15 protein-coding genes are annotated in these 18,075 nt (G+C 69.3%); 9 read left to right on the top strand and 6 right to left on the bottom strand.

Annotated features, from left to right (window positions below; all coding sequences use genetic code 11):
- Positions 1-75: 75 nt before the first annotated feature.
- The 4 genes from B085_RS0104485 to B085_RS0104470 form a co-directional block, all read right to left on the bottom strand.
- Positions 76-903 carry a carbohydrate ABC transporter permease gene (locus B085_RS0104485; RefSeq protein WP_018557362.1) on the bottom strand — a complete coding sequence of 276 codons (828 nt, stop codon included), beginning with the start codon at positions 901-903 and terminating at the stop codon, positions 76-78.
- On the bottom strand, positions 900-1,877 hold the full coding sequence (locus B085_RS0104480) for a carbohydrate ABC transporter permease (protein ID WP_018557361.1): 978 nt from the start codon (positions 1,875-1,877) through the stop codon (positions 900-902). Before B085_RS0104480 ends, B085_RS0104485 begins: the two co-directional genes overlap by 4 nt.
- A 21-nt stretch (positions 1,878-1,898) precedes the next feature.
- Positions 1,899-3,146 (bottom strand): sugar ABC transporter substrate-binding protein, encoded by a 1,248-nt coding sequence (locus B085_RS0104475; protein ID WP_018557360.1) that lies wholly within the window; start codon positions 3,144-3,146, stop codon positions 1,899-1,901.
- A 192-nt stretch (positions 3,147-3,338) separates the two neighbouring features.
- The gene (locus tag B085_RS0104470; RefSeq protein ID WP_018557359.1) at positions 3,339-4,355 is read right to left on the bottom strand and encodes a LacI family DNA-binding transcriptional regulator; all 1,017 of its coding nucleotides are present in this window, start codon (positions 4,353-4,355) and stop codon (positions 3,339-3,341) included.
- A gap of 424 nt (positions 4,356-4,779) precedes the next feature.
- Here B085_RS0104470 and B085_RS0104460 point away from each other — a divergent pair, with 424 nt between their 5' ends.
- Positions 4,780-5,718, top strand: a complete 939-nt coding sequence (locus tag B085_RS0104460; protein WP_018557358.1) for an SDR family oxidoreductase — start codon at positions 4,780-4,782, stop codon at positions 5,716-5,718.
- Positions 5,719-5,808: 90 nt separating this feature from the next.
- Here B085_RS0104460 and B085_RS0104455 read toward each other — a convergent pair whose 3' ends face one another.
- Complete coding sequence (locus B085_RS0104455; RefSeq protein WP_018557357.1) at positions 5,809-6,465, bottom strand: GntR family transcriptional regulator; 657 nt, start codon at positions 6,463-6,465, stop codon at positions 5,809-5,811.
- Between the two features lie 129 nt (positions 6,466-6,594).
- On the opposite strand from B085_RS0104455, the gene B085_RS0104450 reads away from it, so the two are divergent.
- From B085_RS0104450 to B085_RS0104415, 8 genes are all read left to right on the top strand, one after another.
- Complete coding sequence (locus tag B085_RS0104450; RefSeq protein ID WP_086020667.1) at positions 6,595-7,896, top strand: ABC transporter substrate-binding protein; 1,302 nt, start codon at positions 6,595-6,597, stop codon at positions 7,894-7,896.
- Positions 7,893-8,825, top strand: a complete 933-nt coding sequence (locus tag B085_RS0104445; RefSeq protein ID WP_018557355.1) for a carbohydrate ABC transporter permease — start codon at positions 7,893-7,895, stop codon at positions 8,823-8,825. The genes B085_RS0104450 and B085_RS0104445 overlap by 4 nt, the downstream gene beginning before the upstream one ends.
- Positions 8,826-9,019: 194 nt before the next feature.
- Positions 9,020-9,796, top strand: a complete 777-nt coding sequence (locus B085_RS0104440; protein ID WP_202470458.1) for a carbohydrate ABC transporter permease — start codon at positions 9,020-9,022, stop codon at positions 9,794-9,796.
- 1 nt (position 9,797) lies between these two features.
- A complete protein-coding gene (locus B085_RS0104435) occupies positions 9,798-11,783 on the top strand; it encodes a hypothetical protein (protein WP_051101947.1) in 1,986 nt (661 codons plus the stop codon).
- Entirely contained in the window at positions 11,780-12,616 is an 837-nt protein-coding gene (locus B085_RS0104430; RefSeq protein WP_018557352.1) for a demethylmenaquinone methyltransferase, read from the top strand. The genes B085_RS0104435 and B085_RS0104430 overlap by 4 nt, the downstream gene beginning before the upstream one ends.
- A complete protein-coding gene (locus B085_RS0104425) occupies positions 12,613-13,533 on the top strand; it encodes an aldo/keto reductase (protein WP_051101970.1) in 921 nt (306 codons plus the stop codon). Before B085_RS0104430 ends, B085_RS0104425 begins: the two co-directional genes overlap by 4 nt.
- Entirely contained in the window at positions 13,530-14,366 is an 837-nt protein-coding gene (locus B085_RS45435) for an amidohydrolase family protein (protein WP_018557350.1), read from the top strand. The genes B085_RS0104425 and B085_RS45435 overlap by 4 nt, the downstream gene beginning before the upstream one ends.
- Before the next feature lie 68 nt (positions 14,367-14,434).
- On the top strand, positions 14,435-14,752 hold the full coding sequence (locus tag B085_RS0104415; protein WP_018557349.1) for a hypothetical protein: 318 nt from the start codon (positions 14,435-14,437) through the stop codon (positions 14,750-14,752).
- Positions 14,753-15,168: 416 nt separating this feature from the next.
- Here B085_RS0104415 and B085_RS41190 read toward each other — a convergent pair whose 3' ends face one another.
- Positions 15,169-17,895: a carbohydrate-binding protein gene (locus B085_RS41190; protein WP_158689654.1), complete on the bottom strand. Its 2,727-nt coding sequence runs from the start codon at positions 17,893-17,895 to the stop codon at positions 15,169-15,171.
- Positions 17,896-18,075 lie beyond the last annotated feature (180 nt).

Raw genomic sequence — 18,075 nt, 5'->3', positions numbered from 1 at the left:
CGTGACTCGTTTCTCGGTCAGGGGATTCCGGCCGGCCGGCGCGGGAGGGCGCCGGTCGCTGTGGCAGGTCGGGGGCTAGTCCTTGACGGCGCCGGCGGTCACACCGGCCGCCACATAGCGCTGGGCGAGGACGAGAATGACCGCGGCGGGCAGTGACGCCACGACGGCGGTGGCCATGATGGCGTTCCACTCCTGGTTGTTGTTGCCGATGTAGTGGTAGATGCCGAGGGTGATCGGCTCCTGGGCGCCGCCGTTGACCAGGGTGTTGGCGAAGACGAAGTCGGACCAGGACCACAGGAAGGCGAACAACGAGACCGTGACGACGGCGTTGCGGCTCATCGGCAGGACGATCGACCAGAAGGTCCGCAGGGCCCTCGCTCCGTCCATCTGCGCGGCCTGGAGCAGCTCGCCGGGGATGCCCGACATGAAGGCGGTGAAGATCAGCACCGCGAAGGGGACGGCCAAAGTGGAGTCGGCGACGATCAGGCCGGGCACGGACTGGAGCAGGCCGAGCTGGAGGTAGACGGCGTAGAAGCCCATCGCCATGATGATGCCGGGGATCATCTGGGCGGCCAGCAGGACGAAGCTCAGCAGGCCCCCGCCGCGCGGACGCAGCTTGGCCAGGGCGTAGCCGGCGGGGGCGGCCAGGGCCACGGTCAGCACGACGGTACCGAGGGCGACCACGAGGCTGGTGCCGAGGTAGGGCAACTGCTCGTCGAGGACCGTGCGGTAGCCGGCCAGGGTGCCGTGGGTGGGGAACAGGTTCGGCGGGCTCCTGCGCATGTCCTGGTCGCGGGTGAGGGACACGTTGATCATCCAGTAGAGCGGGAAGAGCATGATCCCGGTCAGCAGCAGGCCGACGGCCGTCTTCCAGCCTGTCTTCGTGACAGCGTCCGTTCTCATGACAGCGCCTGCCTTCGGTGGACACGGACGTAGATCAGGCCGAACACCAGAGCGGCGACCACGAGCAGGTTGCCGACGGCCGCACCCGGGCCGAAGGCCGGCAGGAGATTGCCGAAACCGAGCTGGTAGGACCAGGTGGCGAAGGTGGTCGACGAGTCCGCCGGGCCGCCCTTGGTCATGATCCAGATGATGTCGAAGACCTTGAGGGTGTAGACGAGACCCAGCAGCAGCGTGATGGCGGAGACCGGCCGCAGCAGCGGGAAGGTGATGCGCCAGAAGCGCTGCCAGGCGTTCGCGCCGTCGAGGGCGGCGGCCTCGTGCAGAGACCCGGGGATGGACTGCAGACCGCTGTAGAGCACCACCAGGTTGAAGGGGACGCCGATCCAGATGTTCGCGATGATCACCGAGATGAGCGACCAGGACGGCGAGGTCAGCCAGTGCACCGGCCCGATGCCGACGGCGTGCAGAACCGCGTTGACCACACCCGAGTCGCTGTTGAGCATCCACGACCAGGTGGAGGCGGAGACGATCAGCGGCAGCAGCCAGGGGACCAGGAACAGAGCTCGGAGGGTGGCCGAGAGCCGGAAGTTCTGGTTGAAGAAGACCGCGAGGGCGAGCCCGATGGCGTACTGGAAGACCAGGCATACGCCGGTGAAGACCGCCGTGTGCAGCAGGGCCGGGGCGAAGACCGGGTCGTCGAAAACCTTGCGGTAGTTCGCCAGGCCCGTGAACGGCGCGTCACCCTGGACGAAGGAGCGGACGGTGTAGTCGCGCAGACTCAGGTCGAGGTTGCGGTAGAGCGGATAGGCGTAGAAGAGGGAGAGATAGACGGTGACCGGGGCGAGGAAGCCCCAGGCCGCCCACTGCGGGGAGGCCGGACGGCGCCGGTCTCGCGCGGCCCGGGTCGAGGCGGCGACGGCCCCGACCCGGTCGAGCGCCGACCGGCGGTCCGAGTGCTGTTTCGTGTCGTTCATCTACGGATCGCGAATCCCTGGTTACTTGACGGCCGACTGCGCCTCGGACAGCGCATCCTGGGGCGACTTGGAGCCGCTGAGAGCGGCCTGGACGGCCTTCCACATCTGTTCGGAGATCTTCGGGTACTTGGTGCCCAGGTCGTCGCTTGTACGGCCCTTGGCCGCCCGGACCGCGTCGGCCCACGGCTTCAGGTCGGCGTCCGCGGCCACCTGCTTGGCCTGGACCTCGCCGGTGGGGGCCACGTAGGACAGCGTGGCATCGGTCTTGTAGAGGGCATCGCCACTGGTCAGGCAAGTGACCAGCTTCTGGGACGTGCCGTAGCGGGCGGAGCCCTTCTGGACCGGGATGGTCACGAACTCGCCACCGGTGGGGGCCGCGGCGGCGCCGCCCTTGGCGGCGGGGATGGGAATCACCCCGTAGTCGAAGCCGGCCTTCTTGGCATTGGCGAGCTGCCAGGTGCCGTTCTCGCCGAACGCATAGTCACCGCCGGCGAACTCCTGCCAGCTGGTGGTCTGGGTGTTGTTGAGCACCGAGTTCGGAGCGTAGCCGTTGTCGATCCAGCCCTTCCACAGGGACAGGGCGGTGACGCCCTGCGCGGAGTCGAGTGCGGTGAGCTTCGCGCCCGAGCCCCAGAACCACGGCAGGAACTGGAAGCTGCCCTCCTCGGTACCGATCGCCGAGAAGGTGATGCCCTTCTTGCCCGCCTTCTTGACCTTCGCCAGCGCCGCCGTCAGCGAATCCCAGTCCTTGACCGAGGAGGCGTCCACGCCGGCCTTCTTCAGCACCCCCTTGTTGTAGTAGAGGGCCAGGGTGTTGGCGCCGATCGGTGTGCCGTAGGTCTTGCCACCGGACTGGCCGGCCGCGAGCAGGTTGGCATCGGTCTTGGAGGTGTCGAGCTTGTTGTCGTCGGTCGTGGTGAGCACACCCGCCTCGGCAAGGGTCGACACCACCGGATTGTCGACGATGAGGATGTCCGGGGAGTTGCCCTGCTGGGCCGCCAACAGGGTCTTGTTGGCCAGGTCGCTGGTGTCGAAGGCCGTCCTCTTGATCTTCACGCCCGCTTTGGTGCCGCACTGGTCCAGCAGCTTCGCCCAGTCCGAGCCTTTGGCGAACTGCGGGTACGGGTCCCAGACCGTGTAGGTGCCGCCGGCGGCGTCCTTCGATCCGGAGCTGCCCGAGCCGGAGGAGCAGGCGGTGGCGCTGACGTGCACGACCAGGATGGTCAGGGCCACGGCGGTCAGACGGCGTTGTCTGGAGGTGCTGTGCATGGCAGGTCCTTCGCTTGTGAGCACGGATGTGCCGTGACAGGGATGACGGGGAAGGCCGGAGCAGGCTGAAGGCGTCTGTGAAGGATGCGGATGCTCGGTGCGCTGGAAGGGAGGTGCCCGTGAGCCGTGGTGGGCTGTGCGCCCGTGGGTCGTGGTCGGCAGTGTGTGGAGTCGGGGGCGGGGCCTTCGGGCTCAGGAGGTGCCAAGGACGGGCCCGGTGCTGGCCCGCAGGGAGATCGGCGGTGCGAGCAGGTGGTTCCGGGCCGAAGCTCCGGGGTCGTCCAGCCGCTCGACGAGGAGGTCGACAGCGAGACGGCCCATCTCCTCCGCCGGTACGTTGGCGGCGGTGAGCTGCGGAGTCACCGTCTCCGCCCACCGTCCGGCGACGACCCCGGTGACGGAGAAGTCCCGTGGTACATGGCGGCCCGCCTGGGCGAGCCCTCGGTAGAGACCGCCGAGCGCGGCCTCGTTCAACGTGACCAGCCCCGTGGTGGCCGGGTCGTCGCGCAGGATCCGTTCCAGGCACGCTTGCCCCGAGGCGGCGTCGTCCCCGCAGGTGTACGTCCGCACGGTCAGCCCGCGTTCGGCCGCGGCCTTGGTGAAGCCGTCCAGGCCGCGGTGGGCGGACTCGTATCCGGCCCGCAGCAGCTGCTCGGGACGGTTGACGAAGGCGACCCTGCGGTGGCCGAGGTCCGCCAAGTGGTGGACGCACGCCTCCACCAGCACGGTGTGGTCCAGGCTCACCCACCAGCCGCTCTCCGGGTTGGCGGTGCGGCCGATGGCGACAGAGGGGAAGCCCAGCTCGGCCAGGTGGTCGACCCGGTCGTCCACGAGTCTGATCTCCATGAGGATGGCGCCGTCGACGCGCCGTTCCCCCAGCAACCGCTGGAAGGAACGGTCACTGTCCACGCCGCTGGGCGACAGCAGTACGTCGTAGTCGTAGGCCGCGGCGGCCTCGACCACGCTGCCGATGAAGTCCAGCTGCATGCCGGTGTAGTGGTTGCCCGCCGGCGGGAAGACCAGGCCGATCGTGCTGGTCCGGCCGTTGGCCAGAGCGCGGGCACTGGCGTTCGGGCGGTAGCCCAACTCGTCGATGACCTGCTGGATCTTCCGGCGGGTACCGTCCGAGACCGGGCGCTTGCCACTCAGCGCGTAGGACACGGTGCTCCGCGAGACACCGGCACGCCGGGCGATCTCACCGATGTTCACGAAGAGCTCCTTCTTCGAACCAGACCGAGAGAACCAGCCCGGTCGTCGAACCGGTTCGCGTGAAGTGAAGTTAGGAACAAGCGGGAGCGCTGTCAACACCGGGAACGACACTTCTCATAAAGATCATGAAACCCCAACGCTCCACGGGATTGCCGGACTTCGCTTGCGCCAGAGGTATTGCTACGAGATTTCCTCGGTGCGAGCTTCCTGCGAACCGGTTCGATGAAGGCGCCGTCGTGCGCGGTGAGCGCGCCGTGGCCGACGAACCGGCCGAGGCCACCTTCGGAAGGGAGGGGCGGGCAGAGCCGGAGGACGCCCCCTGACAGCCATGTTCCCTCAGAGCATGGCTGTCAGGGGGACGTGCATTCACCCTGGGACCAGGAACGTGGCAATGCAGCCGAGACCTCATGACAGGGAGCATTCGATGAAGGACATCGCCGTGCCGGATCTGCGGGGAAAGCTCGCCGTCGTGACAGGGGCCAGCGACGGAGTGGGCCTCGGTCTGGCCGAGCGCCTTGCCGGCGCGGGCGCCGAATTGATCCTTCCGGTGCGCAATCCGTCCAAGGGTGCTGCGGCGGTCCAGCGGATCAAGACGAGCTCTCCCGAGGCGGCGGTCTCCACCCGCGATCTCGATCTGGCGTCCCTGGAATCGGTCGCACGTCTGGCGGACGCCTTGATCGCGGGCGGCCGGCCCATCCATCTGCTGGTCAACAACGCCGGTGTGATGACACCGCCCACTCGGCACAGCACCGCGGACGGATTCGAATTGCAGTTCGGAACCAACTACCTCGGCCACTTCGCTCTCACCGGACGGCTGATGCCACTGCTGCAGGCCGGCCGGGCCCGGGTCACCACCATGACCAGCAGCGCGGCGCGCGGTATCCGGATTCCTTGGGACGACCTGCAGAGCGAGAGGCGCTACGCCCCGATCCGGGCGTACGGTCTGTCCAAGCTCGCCGATCTGCTGTTCGCCCTGCAACTGCAACGTCTCAGCGCCGCCGGTGGCTGGGGCGTGCTCAGCAACGCCGCCCACCCCGGCACGACCCTGACGAACCTGTACGCGTCCGGTCCCAATCTCGGCCGTTCCCGGCCGGCGCCGCACGAGGCGATCATGCGGCGCCTCGCTCGCTGGGGACTCTTCGCGCAGACCGTGGACGCCGGGCTGCTTCCTCCCCTGTACGCGGCGACCAGCCCTGACGCCGAGGGCGGCCGTTTGTACGGCCCCGACGGCATCGGCCAGTTCACGGGTGATCCGGCCGAGCTGACGATCTACAAGTCGGCTCGCAGCGAGGAGGACGCCGCGCGCCTGTGGGGTGTGTCCGAGCGTTTGACGGGTGTGTCGTACACGACCGCTTCTCTGTAGTGCGATACGTATCGATGGTGGTGCTGGCGGCCGGCCTTGGTCCGGGAGGGTCGTGGCGTCGTGTCTGCGCCCCCGGCGCCGGCCGCCGTGTCAGGCGCCGGCGATGCCGTCGTCACCGCGGGCGTGGGCGGCGAACTGGGCTGCGGCGCTGTCCGGATCGGCGGACTCGAGAGCCGAGAGCAGGTCGGCGTGGTGGTCGGCCATCCTGCCCCAGTCCCCGGTGAACAGCGGGTCCGACACTACGCGCAAGGCGCGCAGGCTGGGTTCCATCACAGCCCAGACCTTGGGGAGGAACGGATTGCCGCTGGCTTCGCAGACGAGCCGGTGGAAGCTGATGTCGGCGTCCCGGAAGCGTCCGACGTCGCCTTCCCTCGCGGCCTCCCGCATGGCCTCGACCTGCGCGCGAAGCCCTTCCATCGCGGCCTCCGACGGGGCCTCGGCCACGGTGCGGGCGGCGAGTTCCTCGATGACCACCCGGACGGACCGGGCCGAGTCGGCGTCGGTCTGCGACACCGAGGCGACAAAGCTGCCGCGGCGGGGGACGTGCTCGGCGAGGCCCTCGTGCACCAGGCGCCGTACGGCCTCCCGCACGGGCGCCTGGCTGACGGCGAGCTGGCGGGCGATCGCGGACTCCACCAGCCGGTCGCCTGGCTCCAGTTCACCGCTGATGATCAGGCCGCGGACCCTTGTGTACACCTGGTCGGACAGCAAGACCCGCGTCAGCGGCTGTCCGATGGCGCTCGCCATGATGCCTCCCTCGTTAGACCGCTTGATTCTATCGATGATCGCTTTGATTTCATTACCGGCTCTTGACATCTGGATGACGGGCTCCATCATATCGTCTATCGATAGTCGCGAATCGGCCGGGAGGGTGTCATGAGACGCAGCAGGTCCAGCGAGGGGAACAGACCCAGCAGGTTCCTGGGTGTGGCGGGGGCGACCATGGTCGTCGTCAGCCTGGTCGCCGGATGCGGGGGCGGCGGCTTCGCATCCACCGACTCCAGCGACCCGAAGTCGGGAGCCACGGGCACGGTGCGGATGCTGGTGAACATCACGCCCAACCTGACCAAGTCCTACTGGAGGGGTCTGGTCGCCCCCTTCGAGAAGGCGAACCCCGGGATCAAGGTCCAGATCGACGCCCCCACCTCGTCGGACGGCGGAGTCGACACCACGCTTCCCCAGCTGCTCGCCGCAGGCAACCCCCCGGACGTGGTCGAGGGCTCTCACAGTGTCAAGGTCCTGCCGCAGCTGCGCGACCTGTCCGACCTGCCCTGGGCCGCCTCGGCCCCCATGGCGGACGCCCAGCGCCGCGACGGCCACCTGTACGACGTGTCGATCGGTCAGCAGGCCCAGTCGTTGGTCTTCTACAACAAGACGGCCTTCACCAAGGCGGGCATCACCGAGCCGCCGACAAGCATGCAGGAACTCACCGCCGACATGGCCAAGCTCAAGAAGGCCGGCTACCTGCCCATGCAGACGGCGGGGGAGTGGGTCACCCAGGCGCAGGTCATGATGCTCTTCGACCCCACCCTCACGGCCGACGACGCCGACTGGTTCCGTAAGGCGGCCGCCGGGGAGCGGACGTTGAGCAAGGACCTGGGACCGTCGCTGGCCCTGTACAAGTCCTGGCTGGACAAGGGCTACGTGGACAAGAACGCGCTGGGGGTGAAGTACCCCGAGGGCGAGTCCGAGTTCCTGTCCGGCACATCGGCGCTGTACCCGATGGGGTGCTGGTTCGTAGCCGCTGAGGCCCAGGCCAAGAAGAACTTCGAGGTCGGGGTGTTCGCCGCCCCCCAGCTCAACAGCTCCGGCCCCGCGCGTCTCGCGGTCACCCCGGGGGCCAACTACCGGATCTTCAAGGCGAGCAAGCACCAGAGCGCCGCAGCCAAGCTGGTGGAGTTCCTCACCACCGACCACGCGGCGGTGGAGAGCCAGCTCAAGCAGGACTCCTCCTTCCGCACAGGCTACCCGTACCAGCTCTCCCCGCTGGCCGACGAGGTACAGAAGCTCTTCGACGCCTCGACGGACAACCAGGCGATCGTCGGCAGCGGTGAGTACCAGATGCCCGCGGGCTTCGAGGACGCGGCGAACAAGGAGATCCAGAGCCTGTACACTGGGGCGGACCCGGCCTCGGCGCTGAAGAACGTCGATGCCTGGCTCAAGGCGCAGCCCAAGTGACCAGTCACACCACACAGTCCGCGGTCGCACCGCGCCGGGTCCGGCAGGTTTCCGCGCGCACCCGCGAGCGGCTGGCCGGCGTGGTGATGACCGCTCCCGCGATCGTGCTGTTCACCGTCATGATGCTGGTCCCGCTGGTGCTGTCGGGCTACCTGAGCCTGACCGACTGGGACGGCTACACCGCCCGGCCCGCCATGATCGGCCTGCACAACTACCGCGCGCTGCTGGACGATCCCGAGGTCAGGCATGCGGCGGTCACCACGGCGGTCATCGCCGTGGTCGGTACCGTCGCGATCAATCTCGCCGGTCTCGGCACGGCACTGGCCATCTCCACCCCGGGACGCCTCAACACGCTGCTGCGGACCGTGTTCTTCTATCCGTACGTCATCAGCGCACTGATCATCGGGTTCCTGTGGTCCGCGCTGCTCTCGACCAACGGCGCCGTCAACACGGTCCTTCAGGCCGTCGGCCACGCCGGACTGCCGTTCCTGTCCATGCCCGGCTGGGCGCTGGTCAGTTTGATCACCGTCATCGTCTGGTCCGGGTTTGGCTTCACCCTCGTGCTATACATCGCGGGACTCCAGACCGTCCCCGCCTCGCTCATCGAGGCCGCGCGCATCGACGGGGCCGGCAGGTGGCGGACGCTGCGAAGCGTCACCCTGCCGATGATCGCCCCGATCGTCACCGTGAACCTCGTCCTCACGCTGGTCTCGCTGCTGCGCACGTACGACCTGGTCCTCTCCCTGACCGGCGGCGGACCGGCGGGGACCACGCAGACCGCGGCCTACCTGATCCTGTCGGAGTCCTTCCAGAACAACATGCTGGGGTACGGCTCCGCCCAGTCGGTGGTGCTGACCGTGGTCACCGGTATCGCCGCCCTGGCCGTCACCATGCTGCGCCGCCGCGCCGACACGGGAGTCTCGGCATGACCCACCCGTCACCGCCCGCCCTGACCGGATCCTCCGGCACTGCCACCATGACGGCCGCCGCCGGGCCGCCGCCTGCCCCTGCTCCAGGAACCGGACCCGGTGGTCAAGCCGCGGGGCGGCCGGACCGTCCCCGTGGACCGGGCCGCGGAGTGCCGGTGGTGCGGGCCGCGGTGCTGGGCGTCGGGGCCCTCGTGATGCTGGTGCCGCTGTGGGTCCTGGTGGTCAACGCGTTCAAGTCCGAACAGGACATCCGCACCTCCCCGTTCGGGCTGCCGCTGTCGCGGCTCAGCCTGTCCCACCTGGCCGACGCCCTGCACAACCCCGACTTCAACGTGGTGAAGGCGTACGGCATCACGGCGCTGTTCGTCGTCCTGGTCAACGTGCTGTCGCTGCTGGTGGCGGCGCCCGTCTCGTACGTGATCGCCCGGGGGACGTCCCGATGGCACACGGGGCTGCTGCTGTTGTTCGTCGCCGGAACCTTCGTGCCCAGCCAGGTGCTGCTCATCCCCGTCGTCTACGTGCTGAAGTACCTCGGCCTGATGGGCACGGTCCCCGGCTTCGTGCTGTTCGAGACCGCTCTGACCCTGCCGGTCTCGGTGTTCCTGTACAGCGCGTACATCCGCACCGTGCCCCGCGAGCTCGACCAGGCCGCCGCGGTCGACGGCGCTGGGCGGCTGCGGACCTTCTGGCTGATCGTGTTCCCGCTGATGCGGCCCATCGTGGCGACCGCGGTCATCCTGCACACGCTCGGCGTCTGGAACGACTTCGCGAACCCGCAGATCATCCTCGGTCCGGGCAGCGGCCTCTACACCGTCACCACCGGCGTGTACGCGGCCGTCGGCAAGTACTCCACCCACTACGCGGTGGTCTTCCCCAACCTGCTGCTCGCCATCGCCCCCGCGCTCGCCTTCTTCGTGATCATGCAGCGGCACATCATCAGCGGCCTCACGGCCGGCGCGACAAAGGGGTGACGTGACTCCCGACCCGAAGACCGGCCCCGCACAAGCGGTGCCCGTGATCACCGCGACCACCCCCACCGGCCCCCCGCCTGCCTGGGCGGTCCTCCAGCGACGGCTGTTCGACGATCTCGACACCGCCTGGCGGGCCTTCCGTGACCGCTACACCGAAGCCGACGGCCGCCTGCGCCACCAGGGAACGATCGAGGACCGCGACGGCGCCGACGACTTCTACGAGGCGTTCTTCAACTGGCCCGCGCTCTACCTGCTCGGCGGCGCGGACGACCTACTGCCGGCAGTCAAGCGGCACTGGGAGGGCGTCACCGCACAGCTCACCGAACTCGGCCTGCTCAAGCATGAGTTCGAGCGCGGCTACGACTGGTTTCACCAGGGTGAGGCGCTGCTGATGTTCTACGGCATCTGCGCCGCCGACCCCGCGGACGAGGAGTTCCGGCGCCGCGCCGTGCGTTTCGCCGAGCAGTACCTGCCCGGCAGCGAAATCGGCACCTACGACCCGCACGCCCGCGTCGTCCGGGCGCCGCACAACGGCGCGGACGGCCCCAGGCCGGGCCTCGGCCCGCAGTGGGACGACGCCTTCGTCGCCGACCAGCCCAGTATGCGCGTCTATGGGCTGCCCCTGCAGGACGTCCCCGGCATCGAGAACTGGGAGGACCTCGACGACCCCGTCCTCGCCGTGCGGATGGGGCATGCCATGCGCGACCGTCTCGGTCGCGGCGACACCGCCGTCAACCTGGCCGCGACCGCGCTCGCGGTCAACGCCTGGCTCTACGACCACGACCCCCGCTTCTCCTCCTGGGTGACCGAGTACGTCGACGCGTGGCGCGAACGAGCCGACGCCTGTGACGCGATGCCCGACAACGTCGGGCTGACGGGCACCGTGGGGGAGTACCACGGCGGCCGTTGGTTCGGCGGCCACTACGGCTGGACCTGGCCGCACGGCGTCCACTCGGTCGGCGCGGCGGCCCTGGTCGGTGCCATCAGCGCCTCCCTTGTCGGAGGTGACCTCGCACCCCTGGACCTGGCCCGCCGTCCGCTCGACCAGGTCTGGGAACAACGCCGCACCGGCCTGATCGGCGAGGAGCCGGCCAGCCAGGACCACACCTGGAAGCCGGTCCTCCAGGACGACGCCGAGCGCCCCGTCGGCCTGCTGCCCACCCGCGTCGGACTCCAGGGGTGGTTCGACCACCAGCCCGCCCAAGTCGCCTACTGGACCTGGCTGTGGTGGTTCGGCATGCAGGACCAGGACCGGGCCCGCCTGGACGCGGTGCGCGACGCCGCCGGCTACGACTGGACCGCCGTACGCGCGTTCCGCGGCAAGGAGGAAGCCGGGCACGAACCACCGTGGTTCGCCTACCTCGCGGGGGACAACCCCGGCTACCCCGAGGCGGCACTGCGTCTGGCACTGGCCCAGGTCTCCCGCCGGATGGCGCTGATCGCCGCCGACGACACCCCGCCGGAGAAGACCGATCTGCACCACTGGCAGCGCCTCAACCCCGTCGTGACCGAGATCCTCACCCAGCTGACCACCGGGGCCCCGCAGACCATCTACAACGGGGGTCTGCCCCTGGCCCGCCTGCGATGGTCGGACCTCGACAGCCAGCGCCCCGGCCTGCCCGCCGACGTCGCGGCGCTGGTCGAGTACATCGGCCCGGACTCCGCCACCGTCCGGCTGGTCAACCTCGGTGTCCTGCGGACCCGTCGGCTCGGCCTGCTCGCCGGGACGTTCGGCGAACACCTCGTCACCGCCGTGCACTGGTCGGCGGCCGAGGCCGCCGACAGCTATCCCGGTGACCCGCACGACTACCGCATCCCCGCACCGCCGCACACGGATCACAGCCTGGACGTACAGAGCAACCGCATCGACATCGTCCTGCCGCCCGGACGCGAGATCCGGCTCGTCCTCGACATGCGCCTGAACGCTCTCACTCCCACCCATCATCGCCTGCCCTCCCCCACACACACTTCCCGGAGCCACCTGTGACCGACCGGTCCGCCGCAGTCCCCCTCGACACCGCATCCGACACCGCACGACACGGGACCGCCATCGAGGAGGCGCCCTCGGTGTGGCCGCTGCCCGTCCGCGGGGAGCCCTGGGCCCGCCCCGACCGCACTCTCGTCGACGGCCTGAGCCGGGTGAGTTCCGCCACGGCATGTGCCAAACTCCACGAACTCGGCATCCGGCGCTCCTTCGTGGAGGGACCCACGGCGATGGAGCCCGGGACGAAGATCACCGGCCCCGCGCTCACCCTGCAGTTCATGCCCCAGCGCGAAGACGTGGCCAGCGGACTCGGTCAGGAGTACGTCGAACGCAACACGGCGCTGTGGGCGGTACTGGAGGCCGTCCGCCCCGGCGACGTGCTCGTCGTGCAGGCCTACGGCAGCGCCTTCACCGGCTGCTTCGGTGACATGCTCGTGCGCTATTTCAAGAAGAAGGGCGGCGCCGGAATCGTCGTCGACGGCCGCATCCGCGACTCCGAGCGAGTGCGCCGCCTCGGCGTTCCCATCTGGTGCACGGGTACGACACCGCACTACGCCTCCCAGTCCGAACTGTTCCCGTGGGCCTACGACGTACCCGTCGCGGCCGGCGGCGTGCTGTGTCTGCCCGGCGACATGGTCGTGGCGGACGACGACGGCGCCGTGGTCGTCCCCCGGGCCAAGTCCGAGCAGGTCGTGCGGAGCGCCTCGGACCATGAGGAGTGGGAGGTCTTCAGCCGTATGCGGATCGACGCCGGGGCGCGCCTGTCCGACTACTACCCCCTCAGCCCGGACAGCCGTGCCGAGTACGAGCAGTGGCGGGCGGCCCGGCCCTCATGACCGGTGACACGCCGGCCCCGCGGCGGAACGCGTTCGGGCTGGGCTGCGCCCCCATCGGGGACCTGTACGGGCCGGTCGACCCCGGCACGGCCGTCGCCACGGTGGTCGCCGGCATCGAGGCGGGAGCCGGGCTGCTGGACACGGCCCCCAAGTACGGTGACGGACTGTCCGAACGACGGGTCGGCCAGGCCCTCGCCGCGACCGGCCGCCGCACGTTCCGGCTGTCGACCAAGGTGGGGTGGTCGATCGGCGGAGGAAGTCCTCCCCGGCCGGCATTCAGTGCGGACGACGTCCGGCGGAGCCTGGAAACCTCCATGCGGCGGCTCGGCGTCGACCACCTCGACATCGTCCATGTGCATGACCCGGACGACCACCTGGACGAGGCCGTCACGCAGGCCGTGCCGGCCCTGGTGAGGCTGCGGGACGAGGGCGTGATCAAGGCTGTCGGCGCGGGCATGAACAGCAGCGGACTGCTGTCCGAACTGGTGCGGCGGGCGGATCTGGACTGCGTCCTGGTCGCCGGTCGCTACACCCTGCTGGAACAGCCCGCACTGGACGACCTGCTGCCTCTGTGCTTCCGGCGCGGGGTCGACGTCATCGCCGCCGGGGTGTACAACTCCGGGTTGCTCGCCGACCCCCGGCCCGGCGCTCCGTACAACTACCGCCCCGTGCCCGACGACATCCTCGCGCGCGCCCTGAGGATCAAGGAGATCTGCACGCGTCACGCCGTGCCGCTGAGGGCGGCCGCCCTGCAGTTCCCCCTGGGCCATCCCGCGGTGACGACCGTCCTGGTCGGTGCCGCGACGCCCGCGGAGGTCGCCGAGAACCTGGACCTGGTCCGGCTTCCGCTGCCCGGCCGGTTGTGGGAGGACCTGCGGGCGGCCGGGCTGCTCGACCCGCTGGCCCCGCTGCCGTGATCATCGACGCCCACTGTCACCAGTGGAACCTCGCGCTGACCCGCCACGCGTGGCTCGACGACCCGGGCGCCGCTCCACTGCGCCGCACCTTCGACCGCCCCGACCATTGTGCCGCGGCACACGGCCTGCCGCTGGGCGGAGCGGTCTGTGTCCAGGCGGAGGAATCGGCGGCCGAACTCGCCTGGCTGCGCCGGGCGGGGACCTCCGCCGGCATACCGACCCTGGGCGTGGTGGCGGCCGTCGACCTGAGCGGCCCACGAATCAGCCGTCACGTCGCGATGTGCGGGGACCGGACTCCTGACAGAGCGACAGCCATCGCTCCGGTGGTCGGTGTTCGCGACGCACGCATGCTCGACGCACCGGGACCGGGACCGGATCCGGCGGCGATGGCGCTGCTCGCCGAGCGAGGCCTCACCGTGGACCTGCTTGTTCCGGACCCCGGACGGCTGGCCGCGGTCGTTCACCTGGTCGCGGCGTATCCCGCCAACCGCTTCGTACTCGACCATCTGCCACAGGTGTGTCCCCCAGGGCGGTCGGCGGCCGCCCATCGCGCCGCCATGGGCGTCCTGGCGGAACTGCCGAACCTGACCGTCAAGGTCTCCGGGCTGCGGATGGAAGACAGCCCTGGCGAACCCCTGCGGCGCCTGCTCCGGATCGCCTTCGAGTTCTTCGGATCCCGCAGGCTGATGTACGGATCCGACTGGCCGGTCTCGACGGCCGGCCGCGCCCTCGGCGCGAGCGTGCAAACGCTCGGCGAGCACCTCGGCGATCTGACGGATGCCGAGCGCGACGATTTCTGGCACCGGACGGCCCTCACCGCCTACGGGCTGTGACCCGTCGGCGGCCCCCAGCACCGGCCCGGCGACTTCCTTGCTTGTACAGAGGTCGGACCAGCGGGACCATGACGACACCCCTGAACATCGCGGACCGGCAGGTCCCGGGACGCCCCTTCACCCGCTTCTGGAGCACCCGCGTCGGATCGGGCCGCGCTGCCGAGGGGCTCCGGGCAACCTGGCATGAGCATCTGCGCACCGTGGCCGACGCCGCCGGCTTCCGTCACGCCCGCTCCACGGCCTGCTGGACGACGACATGTTCTTCCACCGGGATGCAGAACCGGCTGGGCGGTGAACTGCTCGCCCGGACCGGGGGCGCTGTCGTCACCCGGGACAGCTCGATGGCCGGCTGTCCACGCTCGTCCACCACTACCCGCCAGAGGTGAGCCAGGCGCCACCGGGGTCGTTCGGAAGCCGCGAAGTCGCGGAACGGACGCCGGCCACCGGCCACCCGCGTGCCCCGGCTCCTGAGCATCGAACTGACCGGACTGCCTGCCGGCGCCATCACCGCGCTGGACCAGGATTACGGCAACGCCCTCCGCCGTGTGGAAGGCCATGGGCGCCCCGGAATCCGTCACCAGAAAGCAGACCCAGGCGCTCCGCGATGCCGCGCGCGCGACCGGTCACACGGTCCGGTACGCCGACGGCACGGGCCGCTTCGTCTTCCAGGAGGCGATCGCGCCCTGGAGTGTCCTGCTGTTATCGGAATTGCGACCCGGGCCACCGATCAGCGCGTTCGGGGCCGAGGCCGTCCCCTGCCTGCGAGCCCGGCCCCTCGGGGCCGGGCTCGCAGGCATCGGGGTCACTCGAAGGAGAACCAGTCCACGTTCGCCACTCCTGCCCTGTCGCCGAGAGCGACGAGGACCACGTCGTGGACTCCGCTGGTGGGTGCGATCGGGGCGGACTGGGTTCGGTACGCCGACCAGCTGCCGGTGGACGCGACCTTCATCGTTCCGATGGTCGTGCCGGAGCAGCTGCCGAGGCGGACGGCGAAGGACTGCCCGGCGTAGGCCGGGTCGACGGCAAGGTGGGCCGCGAAGGCGGTCCGGCCGGTGCCGAAGTCGACCGAGCGGAAGGTGAGGGAGTCACCGCCGTCGAAGGATCCCGCGACCTTGCCGGTCCCCCCGGTGGCGACCGTGGTGCCCGACGAGGCGTTGGCTGCCTCCGCCTCCACCTGCGAGGCGATCCGTTCCACCGAGAAGTGGTCGACGTTGGCGACCCCGGGCCCGGTCCCGAGTGCCTTGAGGTACACGTCGTGCGTGCCACTGGTGAGGGTGATGGGGACCGTCTTGGTCAGGAAGGTGTCGAAGCCGCCGGTGTTCTCGACGGTGACGGTACCGATGACGGGTCCGGTCGGTGAGTCGATCCGGATCTCGAACCGGCCCCCTGAGTAGGGCAGTTCACTGCCGATATTCGCCGAGAACAGGTTACGGCCGCTGCCGAAGTCGACGCCGCCGTACTTGGCCCAGTCGCCTCCGTCGAAACTGCCCATCACGGTGCCGGTGCCCGCGCTGTGCGTGGAGACGCCACTGCTGCTGGTGTAGGACTCGCCCTGGACGATCGTCCGCGCCATGCGGGTCCCGCCTTGCCACGTGGGCACGCCGTACTGGTAGGCGCCGATGCTCGGTGCGGGATCGGTGTACCCGTCCGTGGCCGGCGGTCGCACCACTGCGGCACCGCGTGCCGGCGAGGCCGAGGTGAGACTGAAGTCGAGCGCTGTGGGGTTGGTGAACAACGGATTGGTGGTGTGTGCGAGATTGCTGGACGAGGTGACACCTGCCGCTGTGTCGGCGTCGCCGATGTTGTTGGCCACTTCCGTGGTCGTGTAGGTGCCGCCGAACAGGCTGACGGATTTCGGGTCGGTTCCGCTGGTGTTGTTGTAGATCTTGTTGCCCGAGGTGCTCCCGCCGTTCGGGTTGATCAGCACGACACCGTAGGTGGTGCCGTTCCACGCGACGTTGTTGTGGACGGTCGCGTTGTAAGTGGACAGGTCCAGGTACACGCCGGGTGCCGGGGCGCTGGCTGCGAGCGGCGCAGCGTCGTGGAGCAGGTTGTGGTGGATCGTGGTGCCTTCGAGGTTGACGTTGCAGCAGATGTAGATCGCTCCGACGTCGACGACGAGATTGCCGTAGTCGGACAGGTCGTTGTAGCTGATGTCGTGACCTGAGGCGATGGTGCCTGCGACTTTGTTGTCGATGTTGATGTCGCTGCGTCCGCTGTTGGCCACGGTGTTGTGCGTGACGGTCTGATCGGTGCCGAGGATGTTGATCCCGGCGGCGTAGCTGCCGCGGTAATCGACGTTCGTGATGCGGTTGTTGGTCACGACGTTGCCGGATCCGGCGATCAGGACACCGTTGCCGGAGCTGTGGTCGACGGTGCTGTTGCGGAGCGTGTTGGAAGTGCCACGCAGCAGGATGCCGGTGGTGGTCTCGCCGGCGGTCAGGACATCGCAGGCGTCCGGTGGGGTGACCTTGTTCGGGTCGACGTCGAGGTCCATGGAGTGGGAGACGTAGTCGGCCCGTATCCCGTCGAACACGTCTCCGGTGGAGGTGGCCGAGGTCTGCGCGGTCGCGGCGCGGATTCCGAGGCCGACTACCGAGATGTAGGAGCGCCCGGACAAGTTGATGGCCACGTTGCGCTGTTTGGCCTCGACGGCGTGAGAGCCGGGGTTGTCGCCGTCGGCGGTCCACAGGTACAGCTGGTGGGCGGTCGCGTCGTAGAACCACTGACCAGGGTGGCTGAGGGCCTCGAGTTTGCCCGAGAGGGAGTACAAGTTCTGCTGGTTGGGGCTGAGCCCGACGCACGACGGCAGTCCGGCCGCCGTCACGGAGCCGGGGCCGGAAGCGGTCACTGTGCCGGTCTCACTGACGAACCAGTTGTGCGAGGTGAGTCTCGCGCCGGTCCAGAAGCCCGCGGGCTGGGTGAGTTCCGAGTCGTACAGCGTCGTTGTGGTGCCGGAGTCCGCCGAGTGGTGAACGGGCCGGGTCGGGTTGTTGCCCGGGTACGGCCACTGGGCCTCGCCGAGCATGTCTCCGTCGACGAAGACCTGGTTCCCGGGGAGGGAGGCGTTCAGCACGACACTCGCCCGGAAGATTCTTCCGGAGGCGGCGGCGGACGAGAACTCCGTTCCCGTCAGGAAGGGATCGGCCGCCTGCAGTGCGGAGAGGTCCGACGCGGAGACCGCCGACCAGTTCGTCACCGGGTCACTGCCGTCGATGACGACGTTCGCGCCATCGGCGGCGCGGAAGGTGATCCTCGCCGAAGGGGTTCCGCTGTGGGCCGGGGTGACGGCTTCTCGGTAGGTCCCCGAGGCGATCACGCAGGTGTCGCCGGCGACCGCGGTCGCCGCGCACTTCTGCACGGTCCGGAAGGGAGAGCCCGACGTGCCCGGATTGGTGTCCGAACCGGCGGGACTCACGTAGTGGGTGGATCCGGCCGCCTGGGCGGGTGCCGGGAGTGTGACGGTGAGTGCTATGGATGCCGTCGCCGTCATCAAGGCGAGCGCGCTGCGCTTGAAGATCATTCCCATCCAATCGCCTATCGATAATCGGAAAGTAGTGGCGCCCTTGTGAGGTCGTCAAGAGACCGCGCGGTGCCCGGGGCGGCAGCCCTCGACGCGCCATGCCCGCGGCAGGCTCGACGCGGGAGCGGCATCGTCCGGGGCGTGATCCCTACGCGGTGAGCGCCGCGTCAGCCAGGGCCCGCAGGG

This window comes from Streptomyces sp. BoleA5 (assembly GCF_000373665.1).
GTDB lineage: Bacteria > Actinomycetota > Actinomycetes > Streptomycetales > Streptomycetaceae > Actinacidiphila.
The sequence above is the reverse complement of the archived record's forward strand: the minus strand, read 5'-3'. Positions and strand labels throughout refer to the sequence as shown.